At 47.4% G+C, this 24,955-nt stretch carries 18 protein-coding genes; 3 read left to right on the forward strand and 15 right to left on the reverse strand.

The genetic code is table 11. The features are described 5' to 3' along the window. Nucleotides 1-229 precede the first annotated feature (229 nt). A complete protein-coding gene (gene nrdD, locus GT575_RS11745) occupies nucleotides 230-2,356 on the forward strand; it encodes an anaerobic ribonucleoside-triphosphate reductase (RefSeq protein WP_015533701.1) in 2,127 nt (708 codons plus the stop codon). 147 nt (nucleotides 2,357-2,503) lie between these two features. Beyond that, entirely contained in the window at nucleotides 2,504-3,043 is a 540-nt protein-coding gene (nrdG, locus tag GT575_RS11750) for an anaerobic ribonucleoside-triphosphate reductase activating protein (RefSeq protein ID WP_022217277.1), read from the forward strand. A 53-nt stretch (nucleotides 3,044-3,096) separates the two neighbouring features. On the opposite strand, the gene dut is transcribed toward nrdG, so the two are convergent. The 8 genes from dut to GT575_RS11790 all read right to left on the reverse strand — a co-directional run bounded on the left by dut (nucleotide 3,097) and on the right by GT575_RS11790 (nucleotide 12,444). Further along, nucleotides 3,097-3,543, reverse strand: coding sequence for a dUTP diphosphatase (gene dut, locus GT575_RS11755; RefSeq protein ID WP_161172073.1), 447 nt, complete (start codon nucleotides 3,541-3,543; stop codon nucleotides 3,097-3,099). A 13-nt stretch (nucleotides 3,544-3,556) separates the two neighbouring features. After that, on the reverse strand, nucleotides 3,557-4,585 hold the full coding sequence (locus GT575_RS11760) for a SurA N-terminal domain-containing protein (protein ID WP_243147885.1): 1,029 nt from the start codon (nucleotides 4,583-4,585) through the stop codon (nucleotides 3,557-3,559). A gap of 57 nt (nucleotides 4,586-4,642) precedes the next feature. After that, nucleotides 4,643-8,209 carry a transcription-repair coupling factor gene (gene mfd / locus GT575_RS11765; RefSeq protein WP_161172074.1) on the reverse strand — a complete coding sequence of 1,189 codons (3,567 nt, stop codon included), beginning with the start codon at nucleotides 8,207-8,209 and terminating at the stop codon, nucleotides 4,643-4,645. A 12-nt stretch (nucleotides 8,210-8,221) separates the two neighbouring features. Continuing rightward, on the reverse strand, nucleotides 8,222-8,779 hold the full coding sequence (gene pth / locus GT575_RS11770; RefSeq protein ID WP_015533697.1) for an aminoacyl-tRNA hydrolase: 558 nt from the start codon (nucleotides 8,777-8,779) through the stop codon (nucleotides 8,222-8,224). Nucleotides 8,780-8,822: 43 nt separating this feature from the next. Then, the gene (locus tag GT575_RS11775) at nucleotides 8,823-9,557 is read right to left on the reverse strand and encodes a sugar phosphate nucleotidyltransferase (protein WP_161172075.1); all 735 of its coding nucleotides are present in this window, start codon (nucleotides 9,555-9,557) and stop codon (nucleotides 8,823-8,825) included. A gap of 151 nt (nucleotides 9,558-9,708) precedes the next feature. Beyond that, nucleotides 9,709-9,969 carry a septation regulator SpoVG gene (gene spoVG / locus GT575_RS11780; RefSeq protein ID WP_015533695.1) on the reverse strand — a complete coding sequence of 87 codons (261 nt, stop codon included), beginning with the start codon at nucleotides 9,967-9,969 and terminating at the stop codon, nucleotides 9,709-9,711. Between the two features lie 79 nt (nucleotides 9,970-10,048). Continuing rightward, nucleotides 10,049-11,173, reverse strand: a complete 1,125-nt coding sequence (glgD, locus tag GT575_RS11785; protein ID WP_022217271.1) for a glucose-1-phosphate adenylyltransferase subunit GlgD — start codon at nucleotides 11,171-11,173, stop codon at nucleotides 10,049-10,051. Nucleotides 11,174-11,175: 2 nt separating this feature from the next. Further along, nucleotides 11,176-12,444 (reverse strand): glucose-1-phosphate adenylyltransferase, encoded by a 1,269-nt coding sequence (locus GT575_RS11790; protein ID WP_022217270.1) that lies wholly within the window; start codon nucleotides 12,442-12,444, stop codon nucleotides 11,176-11,178. Nucleotides 12,445-12,763: 319 nt separating this feature from the next. Between GT575_RS11790 and GT575_RS11795 the strand changes: the two genes are divergently transcribed. Beyond that, nucleotides 12,764-14,320 carry an asparaginase gene (locus GT575_RS11795; protein WP_161172076.1) on the forward strand — a complete coding sequence of 519 codons (1,557 nt, stop codon included), beginning with the start codon at nucleotides 12,764-12,766 and terminating at the stop codon, nucleotides 14,318-14,320. Between the two features lie 110 nt (nucleotides 14,321-14,430). Here GT575_RS11795 and GT575_RS11800 read toward each other — a convergent pair whose 3' ends face one another. The 7 genes from GT575_RS11800 to GT575_RS11830 all read right to left on the reverse strand — a co-directional run bounded on the left by GT575_RS11800 (nucleotide 14,431) and on the right by GT575_RS11830 (nucleotide 24,948). Next, entirely contained in the window at nucleotides 14,431-14,832 is a 402-nt protein-coding gene (locus tag GT575_RS11800) for a Fur family transcriptional regulator (protein ID WP_055146706.1), read from the reverse strand. Between the two features lie 156 nt (nucleotides 14,833-14,988). Then, entirely contained in the window at nucleotides 14,989-17,478 is a 2,490-nt protein-coding gene (locus GT575_RS11805) for an alpha-galactosidase (protein WP_161172077.1), read from the reverse strand. Between the two features lie 286 nt (nucleotides 17,479-17,764). Then, a complete protein-coding gene (locus tag GT575_RS11810; protein ID WP_161172078.1) occupies nucleotides 17,765-19,216 on the reverse strand; it encodes a glycoside-pentoside-hexuronide (GPH):cation symporter in 1,452 nt (483 codons plus the stop codon). A 19-nt stretch (nucleotides 19,217-19,235) separates the two neighbouring features. Further along, complete coding sequence (locus tag GT575_RS11815) at nucleotides 19,236-20,249, reverse strand: alpha/beta fold hydrolase (protein WP_161172079.1); 1,014 nt, start codon at nucleotides 20,247-20,249, stop codon at nucleotides 19,236-19,238. A gap of 17 nt (nucleotides 20,250-20,266) precedes the next feature. Continuing rightward, entirely contained in the window at nucleotides 20,267-21,751 is a 1,485-nt protein-coding gene (locus GT575_RS11820) for a DUF6937 domain-containing protein (RefSeq protein WP_161172080.1), read from the reverse strand. A 102-nt stretch (nucleotides 21,752-21,853) separates the two neighbouring features. Then, entirely contained in the window at nucleotides 21,854-22,435 is a 582-nt protein-coding gene (locus tag GT575_RS11825) for a TetR/AcrR family transcriptional regulator (protein ID WP_070097486.1), read from the reverse strand. 386 nt (nucleotides 22,436-22,821) lie between these two features. Then, complete coding sequence (locus GT575_RS11830) at nucleotides 22,822-24,948, reverse strand: HelD family protein (protein WP_161172081.1); 2,127 nt, start codon at nucleotides 24,946-24,948, stop codon at nucleotides 22,822-22,824. Between the last annotated feature and the right edge of the window lie 7 nt (nucleotides 24,949-24,955).

The raw sequence follows: 24,955 nt of genomic DNA on the forward strand, positions 1-24,955 counted from the left end.
GTATTTTTTGCAAATCTCCTGTAGACAAACAAAATAGGGAATGATATAATCGACCATATTGAGACATCAGTGTGAGATTTGCGACGAGGCACTTTATTTGTCGCTAATTTTTTTGCGGCTTTTTCAGCCCGCGCACTATATATTGATGTCTCCTGCATGGTAGTATACAATATTTAGGGGGCGTACTTTTTTTAACGCCCATTCACATCACACACAGGGAGAATGGGAAATGCAAGTTATCAAGAGAGACGGTCGTGCTGTTACTTACGACCGAAGCAAAATCATATTGGCTATCCAGAAGGCTAACTCGGAGGTTGAGCCTTGTGAGAAGATCTCTGACGAGAAGATCGAGGAGATCGTCGGAAGCATCGAAGCCAAGAACAGAAAGAGAATGCTCGTTGAAGATATCCAGGATATCATCGAGCAGGGGCTTATGGCCGACGGCAAGTTTGTCCTTGCCAAGACCTACATTATATACAGATACAGCCGCGAGCTCATCAGAAAGGCAAATACGACTGATGATTCTATCCTCAGTCTTATCCAGAACAGGAATAAGGATGTCATGGAGGAGAATTCCAACAAGAATGCCACCGTCGCATCCACACAACGTGATCTTATCGCAGGAGAGGTATCAAAGGATCTTACCAAGAGAATGCTCCTCCCTGAGAAGATCTCCAAGGCTCATGAGGAGGGCGCCATCCACTTCCACGACGCAGATTATTTCCTCCAGCCTATATTCAACTGCTGCCTTATCAACATTGGGGATATGCTTGACAACGGCACAGTCATGAACGGCAAGCTCATAGAGAGCCCGAAGAGCTTCCAGGTGGCATGTACCATCGTGACTCAGATCATCGCATCTGTCGCATCCAGCCAGTACGGCGGCCAGTCAGTCGATGTCCGTCACCTTGGAAAGTACCTCAGAAAGAGCTACAACAAATATAAAAAGAGATACACCGAAGAGTTCGGCGACAAGATAGACCCTGACACACTTGAGAAGCTCATCACAGAGAGACTCAAGGACGAGCTGAAGTCAGGAGTCCAGACTATCCAGTATCAGATAAATACTCTGATGACCACCAACGGCCAGTCTCCATTTGTCACTCTCTTCCTCAACCTCAGAGAGGACGACGAGTACATCAAGGAGAACGCCATGATCATCGAGGAGATCCTCAGACAGAGACTTGAGGGAATCAAGAACGAGGCAGGCGTGTATGTTACACCTGCATTCCCTAAGCTCATATATGTCCTTGACGAGCACAACTGCCTCAAGGGCGGTGAGTACGACTATATCACAGAGCTCGCCATCAAGTGTTCTGCCAAGAGAATGTACCCTGATTACATATCAGCCAAGAAGATGCGTGAGAACTACGAGGGAAATGTATTCTCATGCATGGGATGCCGTTCATTCCTCTCCCCATGGAAGGATGAGAACGGAGAATATAAATGGGAAGGCCGTTTCAACCAGGGAGTTGTCAGTCTTAATCTTCCACAGATAGCTATACTTGCAAAGGGAGACGATGACAAGTTCTGGAGTCTTCTGGATGAGAGACTGCAGCTCTGCTACGACGCACTCATGTGCCGCCACAGAGCCCTCGAGGGTGTAACCTCTGACGTCAGCCCAGTCCACTGGCAGTACGGTGCCATCGCCAGACTTAAGAAGGGCGAGGTCATCGATCCACTGCTCCACAACGGTTACTCAACCATATCACTGGGATACATCGGTGTATATGAGACCACCAAGCTCATGCGTGGTGTGAGCCACACAGATCCTGTGGGAGAGGAATTTGCACTGAAGCTTATGCACAAGCTCCGCGCAGCCTGCGACAAATGGAAGGCAGATACGGGACTTGGCTTCGGACTCTACGGAACTCCGGCCGAGAGCCTTTGCTACAGATTTGCACGTATCGACAAAGAGCGTTTCGGAACCATAAAGGATGTCACAGACAAGGGCTACTACACCAACTCTTACCACGTTGATGTCCGTGAGAAGATCGATGCATTCAGCAAGTTCAGATTTGAAAGCCAGTTCCAGACCATATCATCAGGTGGTGCCATCTCATATGTTGAGATACCAAACATGCGCAACAACCTGGATGCTCTGGCAGAGGTCGTAAGATATATATACGACAACATACAGTATGCTGAGTTCAACACCAAGTCTGACTACTGTCATGTATGTGGATACGATGGTGAGATCCTCATCAACGATGACGGCGAATGGGAATGTCCGCAGTGTGGCAACAAGGATCACAACAAGATGAATGTTACCAGAAGAACCTGCGGTTATCTGGGCGAGAACTTCTGGAACGTGGGCAAGACCAAAGAGATAAAGGCAAGAGTGCTTCATCTATAGTCTTTTATAGAAAAACACTTGATATATTCAGGCAACTGATATAAAATAACAGTATGCATTAATAATTTCAATTGTATGGTCTGCATGTCGTAGAGGGCAACGCAGGCCATACTTTTGTTTTAAGATAAATTTAGAAGGGATCACATTATGAATTACGCAGATATCAAACTATTTGATGTTGCAAACGGAACCGGCGTCAGAGTGTCTGTATTTGTATCCGGCTGCACACACCACTGCAAGAACTGTTTCAACGCTGACACATGGGATTTCGGCTACGGCAAGCCGTTCACGGATGTGGAGATCAACCACATAATAGATAGTTGCAAGGAGGACTATATAGCAGGTCTCTCCCTGCTCGGCGGAGAACCTATGGAATATGTGAACCAGCAGGGGCTTCTTCCTCTGGCAAGAAAGTTCAAGGAGACCTACCCTGACAAGACCATCTGGTGCTACACCGGTTATACATTTGAAACCGATCTCTTAGACCGCATGTGTAATGAATGGGAGTATACAAAAGAACTTCTCTCCTACATTGACGTCCTTGTGGACGGAGAATTCATAGACGAACAGAAGGATCTGTCACTGAGATTCAAGGGCTCAAGGAACCAGCGTATCATAGATGTACCAAAGTCCTTGAAGACAGGCACCACAGTCCTGTGGGATGAAAGCGGAAAGTATTTTAAATAAAAGAAAAGCGGTCTGGCACACCATTAAAATGATGATGCCCGGCCGCTTTTTTGTTACTTTCCTGTTGAACCGAATCCGCCGGCTCCTCTGACTGTATCGCTGAGCTCGTCCACCTGATGGAATGCTCCAACGATATAAGGAGCGATCACAAGCTGTGCTATTCTCTCCTCAGGCTCAACCGTCTGTGCCTGGGTTCCGTGATTGTGGAGTGCAACCATGATTTCCCCTCTGTAATCCGCATCCACAACTCCAACCTTATTGGCCGGTGCAAGCCCCTTCTTGGATGCCAGACCGCTTCTCGCATACACAAGTCCTGCAAATCCCTCAGGTATCTCCACGGCTATACCCGTGTGAACCATCACCGTCTGTCCCGGCTCTATAGTAATCGCCTCATCAAGACACGCATACAGATCCGCCCCCGCTGCGTACTCTGAACCGTATGTCGGTATGACTGCCTTTTCATCCAGCTTCTTAATATTGATATCGTATACTGTTGCCATCTTTCTTCTCCTCTTATTCGTCAAATTTTATCTTGTTGTACACATCCATATCCACACTCTTACTGTATGAATATCCGCTGTCCAGCTCATCTATCCAGTCCTTCATAAGGTTGTCATAGTATTCCGCATCAGCGGCATCCGTGAGCTTCTTCTTGTTCTCGGCCGTGGCCTTCTCATCCGTAATGCTTATCATCTGGAATATATGATAACCATACTCAGTCTCCACCACCGTGGATACCTCGCCATCCGACATGCTGTACAGTATGTCCAGCGTATCCTGGCCATAGGTGCTCAATATATCATCCCTGCTCATCGTATGTGTTCCCGCATACTTAAGCTCCTTTGCGCTTCCAAGGAATGATATATCCATATCTGTGCCATCCGAGGCTTCCACTATGGATTCATATGCCGCATCCGCCTTTTTCTTCTGCTCATCTATCTTGTCCTGTGAGTACAGGGTGATATTTCCATAATCATCCTCCGAGTAGCACTCAAAGAACATGTCATAAAATGTACTCATCCTGGCCTGCTCATCGGATATCTCCGTGGAGCTCTGCTTCATCACATAATCATATATCTTGTCTGCCAGTGCGCTCTCACGCAAAACTCTCTTAACCGTATCGAGTTCAAGTCCAACCTCTGCGATCTGGGCATCAGTCAATTTGTCATAGAACTCTTGCGCCGCCGTATCCTGATCCTTCTGCTCGCTTGCAGTCAGGCTTATGCCGTACTCCCCGGATTTAGTTATAAGAGTCTTGGTCTTTATGAGCTTCGATATCGCCTGACGCCTTGCTGCATCCACGGCATCCATCTCCAGACCATCATCAGTCACTATGCTCTGTTTCCACACGTCACTGCCATACTTTGATTCGTACTCCTCCTTCACAGTCTGGGCATAAATATACACCTCGTCTATCTCTATGTTCTGCCCGTTGTATCTGAGAACTACCTCCTTGCCAGTCTCCTCAGCGGCATCACTGCCACATCCAGTCACGGCAAATGCACATATGAGCGCCAGCAGCACACACAACCATCTCTTCAACTGAACCGCACCTCCTTATCTTTGTATTCTCCTGTCTGTATATTTCTAACTCACTATCTATGCTTTGTTATCCACACTGTCTTCTTCACTGTGGGTCATTATCAACATCTGGGACATATCCGCCACGACAAATTCCGCCTTTCTGAGAAGATCATTTTTCTCCTCCCGTCCAAGCTTCAATATAAACTCAGGCTTTGCCCCCATGACAAATTTCATCCTGCCTGAATAACTCTTAACGAGCTCATCTATCCCATCTACATTTATGTCAGCCCTGTTGTACATGACAAATCTCAGGTCTCCGTCCTTGTACCATATACGGGTTATGAAGCAGATATTTGCATTTGCCCTTAACAGTGCCACATCAAGAAGATTCATTGTCTCGTCAGGGATGTCGCCAAATCTGTCAATGAGCTCATCCACTATGTCATTGTACTCATCCTCATTCTTGATGAGGGATATTCTCTTACAAAGCTCCAGCTTGACAAAGTCGTTTTTGACGTACGTCTCAGGGATGAACGAATCCACCGGAAGGTCTATCTCCGTCTCGTATTCATGGAAAACCTTCTCGCCGCGGAGCTCCCTGACCGCATCATTAAGCATCTTGCAGTAAAGGTCATAGCCCACGACCTCATAGTTGCCCGACTGACTCTCGCCCAGGACGCTTCCCGCACCTCTGATGTTGAGATCCGCCTTGGACACCTTGACTCCCGAGCCAAGGTCCGTATATTCTTTTATCGCTCTAAGTCTCTTCTCAGCGACCTCGGATATCATCTTGTTGCGCCTGTAGAACATAAATGCAAATGCACTTCTGTCCGAGCGACCAACTCTTCCGCGTAACTGGTAGAGCTGTGCCAGACCAAACAGGTTAGCGTCGTGTATGATTATGGTATTTGCATTCGGTATATCAAGTCCGGTCTCTATGATGGTCGTGCATACAAGCACGTCTATCTCCTTTTTGTTGAACCGGTACATGATGTCCTCCAGCGTGCGGCCATCCATCTGTCCATGGGCAAACTCTACATTTGCATATGGCACGAGGCTTCTCACATCATCCGCAAATCTCTCTATGCCTTCGACCCTGTTGTACACATAGTATACCTGACCATGCCTTGCAAGCTCTCTGGCAATCGCCTCCCTGGCAAGCTCCCTGTCATATTCCATGACATAGGTCTGTATCGGCCTCCTGTCCACTGGAGGCTCCTCAAGCAGGCTCATGTCTCTGATTCCAACAAGACTCATATGGAGTGTTCTCGGGATAGGCGTCGCCGTCAGTGTCAGAACATCCACATTGGTCTTCATCTCTTTTATCTTCTCTTTGTGATTTACACCGAATCTCTGTTCCTCATCTATTATGAGAAGTCCCAGATTCTTGAACTCCACATCCTTTGAGAGCAGCCTGTGGGTTCCTATGACTATGTCCACCTTGCCCTCTTTCAGCTCTCTGAGTGTAGATTTTATCTCCTTCTGGGTACAGAATCTACACAACAGTCTCACCGTCACTGGATAATCCTTCATTCGCTCTGTGAACGTCTCATAATGCTGCTCGGCAAGGATCGTGGTCGGCACAAGATACGCAACCTGTTTGCTGTCACCGACAGCCTTGAACGCAGCACGGATCGCCACCTCAGTCTTGCCAAATCCAACGTCTCCGCACACCAGTCTGTCCATGATCTTATGGCTCTCCATGTCCGCCTTGACATCCTCTATGGCCTTTAACTGATCGTCAGTCTCAGTATAAGGAAATGTCTCCTCGAACTCCTTCTGCCACTTGGAATCAGGAGAATAGGCAAAGCCTTCCCTCGCCTGTCTCTCTGAGTACAGCTTTACAAGATGCTGAGCCACCTCGCTGACATGGCCCTTAACCTTGTTTCTTACCTTCTGCCACTCACTGCCACCGAGTCTGTTGATCTTCGGGGCTCGGCTCTCCTTGCTCCTGTACTTCTGGATCCTGTCCGTCTCGGAAGCCAGGACATATAATTTGCCGCCCTCAGCATACTCGATAACCAGATAGTCCTTCAAGGCGCCGTCGACCTCTATCTTCTCAAGCCCACGATAGATACCTATTCCGTACTTCTCATGGACCACATAATCGCCCACGCTCACATCCGAGAATGACTTTACTATCTCCCCGGCACGCGGCAGCTTCTTCCTCGAAGCCTGCGAATGTGATGTCTTGCTGGAGAACACATCTCCCTCACTGACCACGATGAGCTTCATCTCCGGTATCATAAAACCGGCTCTGAGCCTTCCCGGCATGACCGCCATCTCTCTGGCAGCCAGAGCTTTGTCCGGGTCGTTCAGGTAATGACATATGACGTCATTGTCCATGAGGTTATCGACCATTCTCTTCGCACCGACCGATGATGGCGATACGAACAGGACGCTGTATTTGTCCTTCTTCCATTTCTTGATATCAGTAACCAGCGCATCAAAATTGTTCCTGTAGCTGTGAACCTCCCTGCTCTCGATCTCCACGCGATGAGCATACTTTACACGGTCATCCTCACCCACAAATGAGTCAAAGCCCACAACCTTGTAGCGTCTGCATTTTTCCAGAACATCATCATAAGTGAACAGAACCTTCATCTGCCCCGGGAGGATATATCCCCCCTCCAGCCTGTGCGTCAGGCTGCTAAGAAAACTCTTCTCACTGCCATCCGCCTTCTCCGTGACCTTCTTCGTCTCATCTATGAAAATGTACGCATCCTCCGGCAGGCAGTCCACCAGAGACACCGTGTCACTGTAGAAATAATCAACATAGCTGTCCACTCCGTATATCGCACTGAACTCCGTGAGCTGTTCCTTCAGCGTGGCTATCTCGCCCTTTATCCTGGCATACGCCTCCGTCTGAAATGAATCCTTAAGCTTCTTCGCATACGGCTTCAGCTCTGCCTCCAGCCTGTGTATACCTCTGTCGATCCTCTCCTTTGAAAGCACCATCTCTCCCGCGGGATAAATTACAAGTTCATCCACATCCTCTATGGATCTCTGGCTCTCCGCATCAAATGTCTTGATGGTATCGACTTCATCGTCCCACATGTCTATTCTGTATGGACATTCCTCAGTCAGCGGAAATATGTCCACGATACCGCCTCGTATGGCAAATTGTCCCGGCTCCTCCACACTGTCAGTTTTTTCATAACCAAGGTCCACCAGCTTGCCCTTAAGCTCATCCAGATCAAGAGACTGTGCCGCATGGATATTTATCACGTATTTTTTCATATAGGACAGTGCAGGTATCTTGTCATACATTGCATCTACCGTGGCTATGATCGTACATGGTTCTCCCGTTGCCAGACGCCGAAGGACCTCCATGCGCCGTCTGGTTATGGCATTGCCGTGGACATCTGCACTGAAGAACAGAATATCCTTTGCAGGATACATATATACATCCCTTCCGTAGAACTTCATATCGCTGTACAGCTCCTCCGCACGCCTGTCGTTATATGTCAGTATCAGGCGCACCGATGCGTCATCACCGAAGCCCTGCATCATGAATACTCTGTCCGTGCCCTCGCCCGTCGTACCTGTCACATTGACAAATCCATCTCCGGATGCAAGCCACTCCTTCAACTCTGTATATATATTCAGTTTTTCAAATGGCTCACCAAGTACACGTATCATTCTCCATCACTCTCAATTAAACTTATTCATAGCTGCAACTGTGCCATCCGCCAGTATGGTCTCCACCGCATCGCAGGCATTACCACAGCTCTCTCTTATATTCGCCAGATCTTCCTTTCCAAATCTCGACAACACATAATCAGCCAGATCCATGTGATCCGGCTTTTTGCCAACACCCACTCTGATCCTGACAAATTCCTGGCTGCCAACGTGCTGTATGATATTCTTCATACCGTTATGACCGCCGGCGCTTCCCTTCTGTCTGATCCTGAGCTTGCCGACGTCAAGATCTATGTCATCGTACACGACTATCAGATCTTCAACCGTACATTTGTAGAAGTCCATTATCGCCCTTACGCTCTCTCCGCTGAGATTCATAAATGTCTGAGGCATGGCGAGTATGACCTTCTCTCCGTCTATTATACCCTTTCCTATAAGTGCCTTATGCTTTGCAGTGTCTATCCTTATATTATGTCTCTCTGCCAGCTCATCCAGAACCGCAAATCCTACATTGTGTCTTGTTCCGGCATATTTCGCACCGGGATTGCCAAGTCCAACTATGATCTTCATTTGGTCTCTCCATTTTCCTCCACCCAGGTGGATCGTTCTATTGTTATCTGTTCTCCATGATCTTCTCAGCATCTGCAAGCTGCTCCAGGGTGTTGACTCCTCTTATCTGGTCAGCATCGTCCATCGGAACAGCGGAAGCCGGAAGCCCCATTTTCTTTATTATCTCTATCGCATCCGGAAGATAATACTCTCCCTGGGCGTTGTCATTTGATATCTGTGACAGTGCGTCCTGAAGTGCTGCGCAGTCAAATATATACATGCCCGAGTTAACTTCCTTCACAGCCTTCTCCGCTTCGTCAGCATCCTTCTGCTCCACGATCTTTGCCAGGCTGTCACCGTCCCTTATGATCCTTCCATATCCAAATGGATCATCAAGCATCGCCGATATTACAGTTACACCATTCCCGCTCTCCTTGTGGAAATCAAGTGCTTTTCTGAGTGTATCCCCTGTCACAAGCGGTGTATCTCCACAGAGTATGATCACATCCCCATCACGTCCAATAAAATCTGCAGCGCACTTTACCGCATGGCCTGTTCCGAGCTGCTCCTCCTGAAGCGCATAGTCAACCTTCACATCGTTGACACTGGCAGCTATGGCTGACTTCACCTCGTCTGCCTTGTATCCAACGATCACACACACCTCGTCTGCACCCGCCTGGCGCGCCGCTTCTATAGAATAATATACCATCGGTTTTCCCATCACCTGATGAACTACCTTTGGCTTATCTGACTTCATTCTTGTTCCCTTGCCTGCCGCAAGTATAACTGATTTTACCATTATTATATCCTCCATATTCTATCTGGATCTAAACAGATACATTCTACTTTATACTATATTTTTTTACAAGACCATATAAAAAGAGCCAATGCTATCAGCTTGGTGACTTACGCCTCTAGCACTGGCTCTGAATGTCTATTTGAGACTGGTATTACTCTTCCAAAGATTCCTGATACTTTGAAAGAATCATACTCTGCAGACGCTCTCTTGTAGCTGTATTGATCGGATGAGCGATATCTCTATATTCTCCATCCGCTGCCTTTCTACTCGGCATCGCGATGAACATGCCCTTCTCACCCTCGATGATCTTGATGTCATGCACAACAAACTCGTCATCGATCGTAATAGAAACAACCGCCTTCATCTTGCCTTCCTTCTCAACACTTCTGATCCTGATATCAGTTATCTGCATCTGAATTACCCCCTTAACCCTGACACACATTGCGATCCCACACGCAACTGTCATTTGTACTACTTATACCGTATGCATCCTACAACGCATATCTGAAATCCTTCTCCACTATTACCTTGATGTCCTCAGGTGTTCCCTGATGTACTGTGTTCGCGCGGAGTGTATCCCTGCTCTCCACGATACAATTCTCGATGATGGAATTATCACCGATGTTGACATCGTTAAGTATGATCGAGTTCCTGATCACACAGTTATTTCCAATGTATACCTTCTTGAATATAACTGAGTTCTCAACGGTTCCGTTGATGATACAACCGCTTGCTATCAAGCTGTTATTTACCACCGCATCTGCATTGTACTTTGCTGGTGGGAGATCATCCACTCTTGAGTAGATATCCGGATGCTGTTTGAAGAAGAAGTCTCTTACGTCCTTCTTGAGGAAATCCATATTAGCTCTGTAATATGACTCCTTTGTTCCTATGTTTCTCCAGTAGCTGTCCATCTTGTATCCGTAAATTCTCTTGACACCCTTATATCTCACGAGAATATCTCTTACGAAATCATTTCTTCCCTCGTTGGCACATGTCTCAAGAAGTTCGATGAGCTGTCTTCTTCTTATGACATATACACCTATGGAAACCGTGTTGGTTCCTGCCACAAGAGGCTTCTCCTCGAAGTCTATGATCCTGCCATCCTCGTTCATCTTGATAACACCAAATCTGTTGATGTCATCCTCGCCCGGTGCCATATCCTTGCATACAACCGTGATATCTGCACCATTGCTTATATGCTCCTCAAGAACCTTGTTGTAGTCGAGCTTGTAGATACCGTCTCCTGAAGCGATAACTACATATGGCTCATGGCTCTCCTTGAGGAACTTGATATTCTGATAAAGTGCATCTGCTGTTCCCTTGTACCAGTAGCTGTTAGCTGCTGTGATGGTAGGTGTGAAGATGAACAAACCTCCCTGCTTTCTTCCGAAATCCCACCACTTGCTTGAGTTCAGATGCTCATTCAGTGATCTTGTGTTGTACTGTGTGAATACCGCTACCTTCTGAATATGAGAATTGGTCATATTGGAAAGTGCGAAATCAATTGCTCTGTAGCTTCCTGTGATAGGCATGGCTGCAACGGCTCTCTTTGCTGAAAGATCTCCCAGCTTATTGCTGTTACCACCTGCCAGAATAATTCCTAATGCTCTCATGTCTACTCACCTGCCTTTATAATACTACCGCCACTCGGAAGTGTTCCGTCCGGATAATCCGAAGGATCTGTGTCACCGAATATTGCAGTGTTCTTACCTATTGTTACGCCCTCAGGTATAACTGAGTTCTCACCTATAGTAACAAGGCCAAATGCGTAGATATTAGGCTTCATCTCATTGACAGCTTCCTCACCAACTCCAAGCTTGGCATTTGCACCAACCTTGACATTCTCGGCAATGATTCCCTTTTCAACATAGGCACCAGCTTCGATCGTAACCCCATTCATTATAATCGAATCCTTAACGACCGCACCCTCTCCTATGGTTACACAAGAGCCTATAACTGAATTCTCAACGGTTCCGTATATCTCGGTTCCCTCTCCGATGATACACTTGGATACCTTTGCCGCTTCATCTATGTACTGAGGTGGTATGGCGTCTGTCTTCGTATATATCTTCCAGAATTCCTCATACAGATTGAACTCAGGAACTATGTCGACAAGCTCCATGTTGGCCTCCCAGTATGAACCGAGAGTTCCTACATCCTTCCAGTATCCCTTGAAATCGTATGCACATATCTTGTTGCCGTTCTCATGGCAGTATGGAATAATATGCTTACCGAAATCGCATCCCGGCTGATCCTTCATGGTAACAAGTGCCTCGCGGAGGATCTTCCAGTTGAATATGTATATACCCATGGAAGCCTTGTTGCTTCTTGGGTTCTCCGGCTTCTCCTCAAACTCTGAGATGATGCCGTCATCATTCGTTATAACTACTCCGAATCTGCTTGCCTCCTCCCATGGAACCTGGTATGTGGCAAGTGTCACATCCGCATTCATGGACTTGTGATAGTCAAGCATGTGTTCATAATCCATCTTGTAGATATGATCACCGGAAAGTATGAGAACATAGTCTGGATTGTAATAATCTATGAACTCTATGTTCTGGTAGATAGCGTTGGCAGTACCTGTGTACCACTCGCTGTTGTTGCTCTTCTCGTATGGTGGAAGCACTGTGACACCACCAATGTTTCTATCGAGATCCCAAGGAATGCCGATTCCGATATGCTGGTTAAGTCTGAGTGGTCTGTACTGTGTAAGTACACCTACTGTGTCAATCCCCGAGTTGATACAGTTGCTCAGTGGGAAATCGATTATCTTGTATTTGCCGCCAAATGCTACCGCTGGCTTGGCAAGCTTGGATGTAAGAACCCCAAGACGGCTGCCCTGTCCACCAGCAAGGAGCATGGCGATCATTTCTTTTTTAATCATGTAAGTCACCTCTCCATGCAAAATTATAAAGACATTATACCATCCTTTTTATAATAATCAAAGTTTTTTATGCATTTTCACAAAAAAAATGCGCATTTTTCGATTTTTTTAAACATTTTTTACTCAGGGTATATATGACAAATGATGTATTTTGTCAGTATCAGGCGATATTTTTTAGTTATTACTTACTTACACTCAATTACATTTCTCATATTTTTCTTATATATTATGTAATTTTCATTTTGCAAACGGATATCTTTTTCATATAATGACTATATCGGAAGAAAATCATACAAAATACAAATGAGGTGTTGAATATATGTCAGAGATATTAGTAAAAGAATACCGTGGAAATATTGTTGAGAATGCACACCGCGGCTCCATCGCAGTTGTGTCATCCACAGGAGATACAATCGCCTACCTTGGCGACATAGAGAAACAGACTTTCATGCGTTCCGCAAGCAAGCCTATACAGGTGCTGCCTACACTGCTGGCAGGACTTCACAGAAGGTTCAACCTCACCGACGAGGATGTTGCCATGTTCAACTCTTCCCACTGGGGAAGCAACCATCATATATTTGTGCTGGAGGAGATCTCGCGCAAGACAGGATTGAATCCCGATGACATGATCATGAAGCCATGCACTTCCACATCAGCTTCAGCGCTGGCGGCAAAGCTCACCGACAGGTCAAAGCTCCACCCAAGGCAGGGACAGAGCAAACTTCAGCACTGCTGCTCGGGAAAACATTTCAGCCTTATGTTGCTCCAGAGAGAGCTCACCGGTAAGCCGGACGGCTATCAGCTCAAGGATTCCCCTGTACAGCAGCAGATAATCAATTTCATATCCATGCTCAGCCAGACCCCTACATTCAAGATCGGGCTCGGCATAGACGGCTGTGGAGTTCCAGTATTTGCACTGCCACTTAGAAGCATCGCCATGTCCTACGCAAAGCTCATGGATCCATTCAGCCTGTCAAACGAACTCCGGGAGACTATAGACTACAACTTCTCATGCATCCACAAATATCCTGAGAAGATCAACGATTACGGAACACCTTCATATTATATCAACCAGAATCCTGACCTCATAATGAAGGACGGCTCCAGGGGTGTTATATGTATGGCGATAAAGAGCATGAAGCTCGGTATCGCAGTAAAGCTTGAGGACGGATGGACGGATGAATATCAGGGAATGATAATCGCAAACATACTCGAACAGCTCAAGTACGAAAACACTGAACTCATCGAGAAGCTGAAAAACTGCTACACGACTAAGCTGTTCAACGACTGCGGCATTGAAGTGGGTCACTCAGAGGTCGACTTCAAGCTCGATATAGATCCTACATTTTTTGAGAAGCCTGAGGAGTATGTCGACTCCGATTCTGAATTTGGCGACACTGAATCAGATGAAAAATATGACCCTGATCTTGACAGCGCATTTGCTGATGAATACGATCCTGATCTCGACAGTGCATTTGCAGACGACGATACGGATACTTCCATCCACGCAGAACCGATAATTACAGATGCGCTGGATGACGATACGGATGATGAGCAGGAGGAAAATGACAGCAGCTTTGAGATAGACCTTTTCGGAGACGGCAATCTGGTGGATGCCGCCCCTGAGCGCACACCAGAGGAGGAAAGAGAGTTTCGCAACAAGAAGTCCATCCTCGGAATGACAGTTGTAAAGCCTTCGGCCAACAAGACATTTATCAGCAATCCACGCGTGGATCCTATAAGTGTAAACTCACATACAGTTGAGGCGCAGCCGGACACACCTGAATCTGACCAGAAAGGCAATTCCGCGATTCCTGAATTTATAAAGAAGGAAATAAAATCTGCAAATATCATTTCACAGAAAAAGAGAGACTGACAGAGCAGATAAGATACAGGCTCTTGGCATTGCCTGCACATACAAAAAGGCCGGTACACATACACCGCATACAATATGCGTTCATGTATACCGGCCTTTTACCATCTCCATCACAGACTTTTCAGGCTGTCCTTACAGGATGGACATATCCCGATAAATTCCAGGTTGTGTGACAGTATGACGAAATCGCTGTCCGCCTCCACGCCCATCTGTGTGATGGAATCCTGATATGGAAGCTCACTGTCAAATATCCTGTCACATACCTTACATCGTATGTGATAGTGATTCTCCGTATTGCCATCAAAATGTTCCATCTTGTCTCCGGAATACACATTCATGACAATTCCCTCTTCAACCGCATCAGAGAGCACTCTGTACACAGTTGATTTGCCTATCTTATATCCTCTCTTTTCCAGTTCATCTATCAGACTCTGGACTGTAGGATGAGTCTTGAGCTCCTTTATAACAGAGTATATGACCTGTTTCTGCCATGTGTTACGCTTCTCACTCATTGTATAGTCCTCCTTCTGTTATTTATCATTTTCTATTAGGAACAGTTCTCTATAAGAGCAAGATAACACATTTCAGATATTATTTCCACTATTTTTACAATGTACTATGTTCCAGAGCCCCAATTCTATATATACATCTGCTTGTGATCATATATATCACTGTCTGGTGAATGTATATAACCTCAGCCCATGCTCCGTCCAGAGAGCTGTCTGGTCGTTGTAGCCAGTTCCTGCAAAGTTTGGAGCAAGATTCACCCCCATACGATTGAACACCGCACCGGCCGCTTGCACGTACTCCTTCTCGCCCTGAAGCCTGACTACCTTGTCTATCGCACTCTGGGCCAGCGAATCCGGCTTCACATGCACAGGTGTAACAGTGTTGATGAGATCTCCCATGAGTTTTACGCTGTACTGCAGGTTTCTGCCCTCCATGACATAGACTGAAGTCTCATCAAGCCCCTTAGTCCGCATATGCTTGTAAGTATAATTCGGTATCACCTGGCCCTCATAATAGCAGGACACTGCCTCTGAGCCATCCTGCGCCACCGTCATAAACTGGTACACATTTCTCTTTAGATCTGACACCGTGCCATTCTCGATCCTGTGATATCCACCGAACTGAAGTGTGCGCCTGTGTCTCTTGTAGAACTCCACCTGTTCCTTTATGGCCTCCAGATCTTTCTTCTTCATATCGCACAGGTTGCATTCATAGCCCAGCACGCCAAATGCCGCCACTCCGAATCTCGTCTCAAGCGGGGTGCCCCTGAGTGTCTGGTGATTCGGGCATCCGGACACGTGACTGCTGACTACCGACATAGGGTAGCCATAGCTGTAACCCGTCTGTATCTCAATCCTCTCCCTGGCATCCGTGTCATCACTCGCCCATATCTGCGACATGTAACACAGTATACCGAGATCGAATCTGTTTCCCCCGGCGGCACATCCCTCAAACAATATCTCAGGGAACTGCTTAGTGAGTCTGTCCATTATGTCATATAGTCCAAGCACATACCTGTGTCCGAATTCACTCTGTCTGTCAGGCGGAAGTGTTTGGCTGTAGCGGTCAGACATGATCCTGTTCATATCCCACTTCACGTACGAGATATTCGCAGATGAGAACACATTTGCCATGGCTTCCACTATATGATCTCTCACGTCCTTGTTGGTGAGATCCAGCAGCATCTGATGACGCCCCTCGGCATGACTCTGTCCCGGCACTCTGACTGCCCACTCCGGATGAGTCCTGTAGAGATCACTGTCCTCGTTCACCATCTCCGGCTCGACCCATATACCAAAGTCAAGTCCAAGTGCATTTATCTTGTCAGCAAGCTGCTTTACTCCACCCGGAAGCTTGCTCCGGTTCTCCTGCCAGTCTCCAAGTGAGGATGTGTCATTGTCTCTGTGTCCGAACCAGCCGTCATCCATGACGAACAGCTCTATGCCGCACTTCTTTGCCTCTTTTGCAAGCTTCAGCAGCTTCTTCTCATTTATATCAAAGTATGCGGCCTCCCAGCTATTCAGCAGAACAGGCCTCTCCCGGTCCGCCCAGTGGCCTCTGACTATATGTCTTCTGACAAATGCATGCATATGACTGCTGACACCGCCAAATCCTGAATCTGAATATGTCATGACCGCCTCCGGCGACTGGAATGACTGTCCCGGCTCAAGCGCAAATGAAAATCCTTCCGGATTGATGCCGCTGAGTATACGCATACGTCCATATGAATTCTGTTCACAGCTCTCCATATGGTCTCCTGAATATATGAGATTGAAACCGTAACACTCACCATGTTCCTCTGAACTGCCGTGCTCAACCACCATGAAGAACGGATTGGCCCTGCTGCCCGAGGTTCCGGTCGACGATGAGACAGACACTCTTCCCTGCCTTACAGGGTGCACCGATCTGTGCATTTCCCTCGCCCAGGCTCCTCCGAAATGTATCATGTCATATTCCTGATACATTCTCATATCAAACTGCATGGACATAAGTCTGTCCACCCGCTCCACGTCATCGCTTTCATTTGTCAGGCGGGCACTTCTGGTTATCACGTCGCAGTCATCCCATGTGACATATATTAGCTCAAGCCTTTGTCTGTAGAATTTGTCCCGGAGGGTTATGGTGAGCTGTGTTACCTCGCCCGCTGTATTCTGTCGCTCATATGCTTGTATGCTCTGCAATCCACCAGCCACACCGCTTCCCACTTCTGTGCCTTGCTGCTCATTTACTGTGTTGAATCTGCCATCTATTCCCCTATGATATTCCACCGCACACGGAAGTCCTTCAAGCTCATCCCTGCCGTTTTTTATCTCGTATGATTCGTACACAAAGTCGCAGGTCGTACTGCCATTTGCATGGGTCATACAGACAAATGGTTCGCTGACATCCCCCTTGCCGGTTGACGACAGTTCCTGTAGCAGACTTTCTAAGGTAAGTCCACCATCCAGCGCTATGGCATTGCCGGTCTCGAACAGGCTGCGGTCATGTGCCACATCCCAAAGTCCCACAATATTCTGATCTCCGCAGTCCAGACTCCTGCCACCGTAGTACAGGTGCTCAAGGTGTCCATCCGGGCGCACGCACATGGCATACTGCGTCGACTTTGTCTCCAGTATGAATACCTGATGTTCTTCTATATATCTGATCATAGCGGTTCCTCCTATCTAATATGTATCGCCCCTCTCGCATATGCGAGCGGGGCAGGTCGTCGGAACCGATTCCGAGTATGAACTTCGTTCATAGCGGTTCCTCCTAATAATATGTATTGCCCCTCTCGCACATGCGAGCGGGGCAGGTCGTCGGAACCGATTCCGAGTATGAACTTCGTTCATAGCGGTTCCTCCTATCTAATATGTATCGCCCCTCTCGCATAAGCGAGCGGGGCAGGTCGTCGGAACCGATTCCAAGTATGAACTTCGTTCATAGCGGTTCCTCCTATCTAAGTTTCGTCATGATCTCCTGCATCCTCTCCTCGGTCAGCTTGTATTTCCTGATGAAAAATACAAGTCCTATGATGAGAAGGACTATCGGAACGACTGTCATCATCATGGAAAGTCCCATGAGAGTTCCTGTGCTCTGCTCTATGACTTCCGATGTTCCATCTGCCGGCTGGATAAGTCCGACCCATTTGATCGCAAGTCCGGCAAAGAACACTGCAACTCCCGATGCAAGCTTTACTACAAATGTCTGCATGGAGCATATGACGCTCTCATCTCTCTGCCCATTCTTGTACTCTCCGTAGTCTATGCTGTCGGCAAGACACACGGTTATCAGCACATTTAGAAGTCCGCTTCCCGCAAATACCAGAAGTCCCGGGATGAACAGAACGTACCAACAAGGCACTCCGCTCACCGTCATACGGGTAACACCGGCAAGGCTGCAGGCAAGCAGCATCACATATCCGACGATCTCATATACTACCGAATGTACAAACAGCTTTCTCTTGGACATCTTCTTTCTAAAGAGCGGGAACAGCATCATAGCAAGTATCTGCGCACCGCCGCCAAATGCGGAAAACAGCGCATATCCGCTCTCACTTCCTATGTCATATGTGAAGAAATATATGAGCAGGTTGCTTGTTATATAGAGTGCAGAGTTTACAAGCACGATGGTTATGACCACCGCCAGAGCCTGGTCATTTGTCACCAGCGAATGGAACATCTCACCTATGCCATGGGACTCCACTACTGTGTCACCCTTCTCCTTTACATTTGCCACGCAAATGGCCTCCGAGATGACGAACACTACTGCAACCAGAAGAGCCCACCACTTGAAGCCGATGCGGTAATCCGTGATCTTCAGCTTGTCCGCCGCCAGGGCTGCGCCGCTGATGGCTGGAACTACTATCATAGTAAGTACAGTAGGGATGGCAGAACCCACGCCCGCGCAGGATCTTGCAAGTGCAGACAGATTCTCCCTCTCCTTGCCCGGCTCAGTGATGGCCGGGATCATGGACCAGTATGGAATATCCATCAACGTGTATGTGATTCCCCACAGGAAATATGTCACTGTCAGAAACACCTTCATCCCACCAGCTCCCATGCTTTCCGGCGCGGCGAACATCGCATAGAGGACAACCGCGTTCAGCACGGTTCCCGAGAATATCCACGGTCTGAACCTTCCCCATCTGCTTCTGGTCTTTGCCACCACGATACCCATGATAGGATCGTTAAATGCATCAAACACTCTCGCCGCCATCAGCACTGTTCCTATGAACACTGAGCTGACGCCAAGCACAGAATTATAGTAGTACAGTATATAGCTGGCTACCAGCATATACACCATGTCTTTTCCCACGGCCCCTACTCCGTAGGCTATCTTTGTCTTTTTCTGAAGGCCGCCCGCAGGTGCGCCATTCTGTGTATTATCCTGTGAATTTTCTCCCATATATAACCTCCTTAAAGGCCTAACCTTTTATATCAGCAAGCCTTGTCTCAAGCCACTTGTCAATATCGTCAAATACCTTATCCCTGCACAGCTCATTCAGTATCTCGTGTCTGCAGTCCTCATACAGATAGCATGCCACATTATGCGAAACTCTCCTGTGGTATAACTCGTAGAGCTTCAGAACATCCCTGCCGTAATGTCCAACAGGATCCCTGTCACCGGACACAAACAGAACCGGCACATTCTTCGGTATTTTCGCTATGTTCCTGTCCTCCTGTATATAGTGGAGTGTATTGAACAGCGTCTCGTAGCCCTTCAGGGTAAATGAGAACTGGCACAGCGGATCATCCACATATGCATCCACGCGCTTCGGGTCACGGCTCACCCAGTCTTTATTCGTCCTCTTTCTCACCTCACCGTCCACGATAGTGGTCTTCGGGATACCCCTGTTGTATGTTCCAAATGCCAACACTTCCATGAGGGTACTTCTGTATCTCTCGCCGTGCTGACTCTTCTCAAGCTCCAACACAAGTCTTCCGATCTGCAGCATATACTCAGGCATGCTTCCAGTTCCCATGCAGATAAAGCCGTCCACACTTGAGCCCTCCGTGTAAGGTGACGGATATTTTGGATCCCAGCCGTAGTCACTCATGTATCGTCTCGCCATAAATGAACCCATAGAGTGTCCCATCAGGAAGAACGGTACTCCTTTGTATGCCTTCTTCAGACTTCTAGTGACTCTATGAAGATCCGCGACTATTGCCTTGCTCGCATCGTAGGCATTCATATATCCAAGTTCATCCATATTTGCCGCCGTAAGCCCATGTCCCAGATGATCATTTCCTGCAACTACGAAGCCTTTCGCAGCAAGATATCTCGCAAATTCGTCGTACCTGTCTATCAGCTCTATCATTCCATGGGATATCTGAAGTATCGCCCGCACCTCGCCCTGTGGCTCCCACACGATAACGTGCAGCTTGTCCTTGCCATTTGATGATGGTATAAATGTCTCTTTCTTCTTTACCTTATACATAATGTAACCCTCCATTCTCAGTTCTTCATATCCATCGCCAGTTTTACGACCTCATACGCTCCGTCGTATATTCCATCCAGTTTGTTCCGCTTTATGTTCTCACACATATCTGTGAGTATGCTGTCATCCTGCATGAACAGCTTCATCATCTGTAGAGTGTGCGGTATATCACGGCACTCCAGTGTTCCATCTCCGATCTCCGCCGAGTGTATCGCCCCCCACTGCTCATGCCCGCCAACTCTCTTGATGAACAGCTTTGGAACTGGATAAAAGGCCAGCTCAGACGGCTTCGTTATGAGTACATCACAGCTTCTCATGAGAAGGTTGGTGCAGTACACAGCCTCATATATATTCTCATGGCAAAATGCGTGTATTCCGTACACCTCTTCCTTAAGAGCCTTATCCGCAAATGCTGTGGTGTCGCTCCAGTCATCGAAATGTGTAGTGACAAGGCTCTCCATGGCGGGTATCTCTCTCACCAGCTCTTCCCACACATTCATGTAGTCGCCCACATTTACATACAGGACCATGTTGCCCTTCTTCACGCTGGCAAGCGCCGTCCTGATGATAGCTGCAAATATATCCTTCTGTGCTCCGGCACCTCCTATGGTGAGAAGGAAACGCATCGGTGCCTTTTTCTTTCTTCTCTCTATTCTCCTGTCGCAGTCCTCCTCTATGGCTGCCACCAGCTCATGGTCTATATAGTGTCCAACGTATCTGATTGAATCGCCGGGCATAGGCTTAAGCACCTCGTCGCCCTGCATGCCGTTCAGTGTCCTGTATCCTAGATATGACGATCTGGTCTGCACCGTATGAAGGCTTCCCTCCGCAAGGTGGAGCGCCATAGGCCAGTTGTCCGGAATGGCGTTCACCACATGCTTCATTCCTGCGTGGACTGCTGCCTGAGCCGGCCACACATGTGTAGCCACAAGTGGGATATCCTTTGGAACATTCCTAAACACCGGTGTCATGAGCTCCGCATTCATCTGATCTGAGGCATTGTATGACAGCTTCCTGAAGCCCTCATAATTCATAGGCTCCCACACCGCCTTGTTGAAAGCCTTACTCTTTCCAGAGATCCTGGATCCCAGGGAATAGAGCTTGTTCTGCGCCTCTATGACCTTTCCTCCAGTGGTCTCACTGTAGGAATTGAGATCCATCCAGTACGGCTTGTATCCCAGATGATTGGCCGCTGATGCTATCGCCATGGATATCCTGTAGTGTCCGAATCCCATCCTGATATTGCCAACTATGATTCCTTTGTCCCTGTCAAACGCCTCACGTTCACCGGCATCCGCATCATCACTGACTCCGCCGTCGATCACAATATTTGAAACCCCAAGTGAATCCCCAATATACGGATTCTTCACAACTGCAAGAGGATAATCCACGTCACTGTCATCACCGAATCTTTTTACAAATCTCTCTTTGGAGTTCTCCGCCTTTTTGACGACCTGACCGCTCATCCTGTTGCCAAATATAACCTCAGATCTCTTGCCCATAGCACACCCTCCTGTCTTTTATATATACCACCCATCTCACCCCGGTGAATTGAACCGGTCGCGGGGCCCTATTCCAGATAATCCCTTCATTCATAGCCGTTTCTACTCCTTACAGGATATACCATTCATAAGCACATCCAGTGTATACTGCACCGCCTCGTCAAATGTAAGTCCTGCATCTATCAGGACTGTAGTCTCCATATATTTCTCAAGCGTGGCCTCGAACATCGTCTTGATGACCGGAATCGGAATATTCCTTATAACACCCTCGGCAATTCCGCGCTTCAGAAGCTCTATGGTATTATCCCACTGCTGCTCCATCATTACTCTCACCCGGGCAAATATCCGTGGATATGAATTCTCCAACTGGTATATCTGCCTCCAGTCCAGCTCGCTGTAGCTGTCCGGCATGGCTATGAGTATCGCCTTTATCTTCTCCACAGTGGTCAGGCGGTCGTCATCCATGACCGCCTGCTCACTTCTCTTGATCTGCTCGTATATATATGTCGCCGTGTCAAAGAACAATGATTCCTTGTCCCTGACGACCTGATATATGGTTTTCTTGCTCACTCCAAGTCGCCTTGCCATATCGTCCATGGTGAATTTGAACCCTTTCTCCCGGAACTCCTCTATGGTCGCCTCATATATCCTCAATTTAAGCTGCTGCTGTGCTTCTCCGTCCATAACTCCCTCCTGTCCATCCGTGTCTGTCAGCTTCCTGTACATACTTCCCGCTCAGGAAACTCAGAAACTATTTTTAGTTTCCCCGTTTCCTTAATAATAACATTTCTTTGTAGATATTGCAACAATAAAAATGCGTTATCTCTATTTATGTATAATTTTTGCACAATCAACACAAATCTCAATTATTGGCCGGCGAATAATTTACAGAGTTCTGACACTCACAATTACATTTCTGCTCAGGCGTACCATCTGCCATATAGCAACAATAAAAAATACGGCATCTCCCAAAGCGGAAATGCCGTATAGTACATCATATATGTTCAGTTGGAATCGCGATTTTCCCGAAAAATATTTCTAGATATAATATTTCTGTCTTTGTATCACTCCTATGGCTGCTCCACATCAAGCACATACAGCTCATGGAGTGCTCTCGTACAGGCTATATAGTGCGCATGTCTTGTGACCATGCTTCCGTCGTAGGTTCCGTCCGTCATGACGTACACTGCATCGAACTCCATTCCCTTTGCAAGGAACTTTGGAAGTACGACCACACCGCCCGCATAGACAACCGACTGATTGGTGATGAGCGTCACCTCGGTGTACTCCGAAAGCTGCTTGTACACTTCGTAGGCATCAGCCTCGTCATTTGTCAGGATAGCTATGTTGTCGTAGGCGTCCATGTCTCCGTAGCTCAGCTTGTCATTTATGAACTCCACAGCTTCATCCAGTGACTCACACTGTATCTCCTCAGGCACCCTGCCGTGTCTCTCCACAGTGTTGCCGCCTACGCCCTCTCCGCCAAGTATACCGTTGCAGAACTCGGTGATCTCCGCCGTGGATCTGTACGACGCGAACAGCTCCTTGAGCTCATAGCCGCCCTGTCCGTTCCTCTTTGCAAATATCTTCGTCAGAACATCCACAACAGTCTCCTCAGGATCATAGAAGAGCACCTGATACCTGTCGCCGAGGATAGTCTTCTTGCAGCCAAACACCCTGTCTATCACCGCATACTGGAATATATTGTAATCCTGCATCTCATCTATGACGAGGTGCTTGATATTGTTGTAGGAATGACATCCGTAGAAATACACCTGCAAGTAAAGTATAGGAAGGATATCCTCATAGCATATCTTTCCATATTCATTTCTGTACTCCGATATACCCGGATATTTCTTCTCCATCTCCGCCAGGAATCCAACATACAGCTCAACCAGATTCCTCTCTGCAAATAAATTTACCATCTGCTTCTGTATCTGCCTTGCCAGATTACGCTTCTTCTCGTCCGGGAACTCCTTAGGAGAATTATCCTCCACCCTGTCTACTATGAAGTATGCTATGTTCTCGAATCTCTCATACACAGGTTTTCTTGCAAATCTTCCATTGAACATGGCAGCTATATCCTCGCCTGTATACTCCACCTTCTGATAATGGAAATTTCTGAACTTTATACCTGACACATACCTGTCCAGATACTCATTGAAACTGTCGTAGAAAGAGATGGACGACTTGACCTTGATATTTCTCATCCTCTGGTTGTCCTGATCGCCGCTGTCTATAATGAACTCCGACTGATCCAGCTTGCTCTCATATTCCTCCTCTATGAAAAGAAGCTCCTCAAGCAGACTGTCAAATTCCTTCTCAGGCACACTGTTCTCCTCGAGCTCCGGGAGAACCTCTGATATATAATCGCCAAATATACTGTTTGGAGACAGTATCATGACATTGTCACTCTCAAGTGTCTTGTAGTTGTACAACAGCCACGCCAGTCTGTGCATGGCTATGACCGTCTTACCGCTTCCGGCGCGGCCGTCCACTATAAGGTTATACGCCGTGCGGTTTCTTATGATCGCATCCTGCTCCTTCTGTATGGTAGCCACCACATTTTTCATCTTCACACCACTGTTGCCGCCAAGGGCCTCCAGCAATATGGCGTCGTTGATGTTGGAGTCAGTATCCACCGCGTCTTTAAGTCTGCCATTTGACACCAGAAACTGTTTCTTCTCCACTATGTCTCCAGAAAACTCGTCATCTTCCATGTCATCCACATGGACATTGTAGGATGCCGGTCCCTTTTCATAAGCATAATACATAGAGGATACAGGTGCTCTCCAGTCGTACACAAGCTGCTGCCCATTCATATCTGACTGATAACCGCTCATACCCACATATACCGTGAGATACTCTTCGTCATCTTTATATTTGAATACAAATTTGCCAAAGTACGGCACCTTCTTCTGGTGCTCATACACCTCCAGGCGCTTCGCAGCTCTTCTGAGGAACGCCTCATCATTGTTCACCGACTGCATGTTCTGCAGGAACTCCTCGTCGTCCATGTCTCCATGGCTGTCACGCATGTACTTCTTCTGTTCCTTTATATTGTCCTTTCCAAGCTCCATGGAACCCTCAGTTATACTGATGCTGTAGTCGAGCTCCATCTCCACATTGTCAAAATAATCCTCTTCATCCTCCATCGTGGAGATCTTGTATCCTTCCAAATCCTTATTTTCTGCCATCTTATCT

The organism is Coprococcus sp. BIOML-A2 (genome assembly GCF_009875795.1).
In the GTDB taxonomy this organism is placed as follows: Bacteria; Bacillota; Clostridia; order Lachnospirales; family Lachnospiraceae; genus Coprococcus; species Coprococcus aceti.

Excerpts from the sequence above, each read along its gene's own strand:
- nrdD (WP_015533701.1), top strand. The coding sequence starts at position 230 with ATGCAAGTTATCAAGAGAGACGGTCGTGCTGTTACTTACGACCGAAGC.
- nrdG (WP_022217277.1), top strand. The coding sequence starts at position 2,504 with ATGAATTACGCAGATATCAAACTATTTGATGTTGCAAACGGAACCGGC.
- dut (WP_161172073.1), bottom strand. The coding sequence starts at position 3,543 with ATGGCAACAGTATACGATATCAATATTAAGAAGCTGGATGAAAAGGCA.
- mfd (WP_161172074.1), bottom strand. The coding sequence starts at position 8,209 with ATGATACGTGTACTTGGTGAGCCATTTGAAAAACTGAATATATATACA.
- pth (WP_015533697.1), bottom strand. The coding sequence starts at position 8,779 with ATGAAGATCATAGTTGGACTTGGCAATCCCGGTGCGAAATATGCCGGA.
- GT575_RS11775 (WP_161172075.1), bottom strand. The coding sequence starts at position 9,557 with ATGGTAAAATCAGTTATACTTGCGGCAGGCAAGGGAACAAGAATGAAG.
- spoVG (WP_015533695.1), bottom strand. The coding sequence starts at position 9,969 with ATGCAGATAACTGATATCAGGATCAGAAGTGTTGAGAAGGAAGGCAAG.
- glgD (WP_022217271.1), bottom strand. The coding sequence starts at position 11,173 with ATGAGAGCATTAGGAATTATTCTGGCAGGTGGTAACAGCAATAAGCTG.
- GT575_RS11790 (WP_022217270.1), bottom strand. The coding sequence starts at position 12,444 with ATGATTAAAAAAGAAATGATCGCCATGCTCCTTGCTGGTGGACAGGGC.
- GT575_RS11795 (WP_161172076.1), top strand. The coding sequence starts at position 12,764 with ATGTCAGAGATATTAGTAAAAGAATACCGTGGAAATATTGTTGAGAAT.
- GT575_RS11800 (WP_055146706.1), bottom strand. The coding sequence starts at position 14,832 with ATGAGTGAGAAGCGTAACACATGGCAGAAACAGGTCATATACTCTGTT.
- GT575_RS11805 (WP_161172077.1), bottom strand. The coding sequence starts at position 17,478 with ATGATCAGATATATAGAAGAACATCAGGTATTCATACTGGAGACAAAG.
- GT575_RS11810 (WP_161172078.1), bottom strand. The coding sequence starts at position 19,216 with ATGGGAGAAAATTCACAGGATAATACACAGAATGGCGCACCTGCGGGC.
- GT575_RS11815 (WP_161172079.1), bottom strand. The coding sequence starts at position 20,249 with ATGTATAAGGTAAAGAAGAAAGAGACATTTATACCATCATCAAATGGC.
- GT575_RS11820 (WP_161172080.1), bottom strand. The coding sequence starts at position 21,751 with ATGGGCAAGAGATCTGAGGTTATATTTGGCAACAGGATGAGCGGTCAG.
- GT575_RS11825 (WP_070097486.1), bottom strand. The coding sequence starts at position 22,435 with ATGGACGGAGAAGCACAGCAGCAGCTTAAATTGAGGATATATGAGGCG.
- GT575_RS11830 (WP_161172081.1), bottom strand. The coding sequence starts at position 24,948 with ATGGCAGAAAATAAGGATTTGGAAGGATACAAGATCTCCACGATGGAG.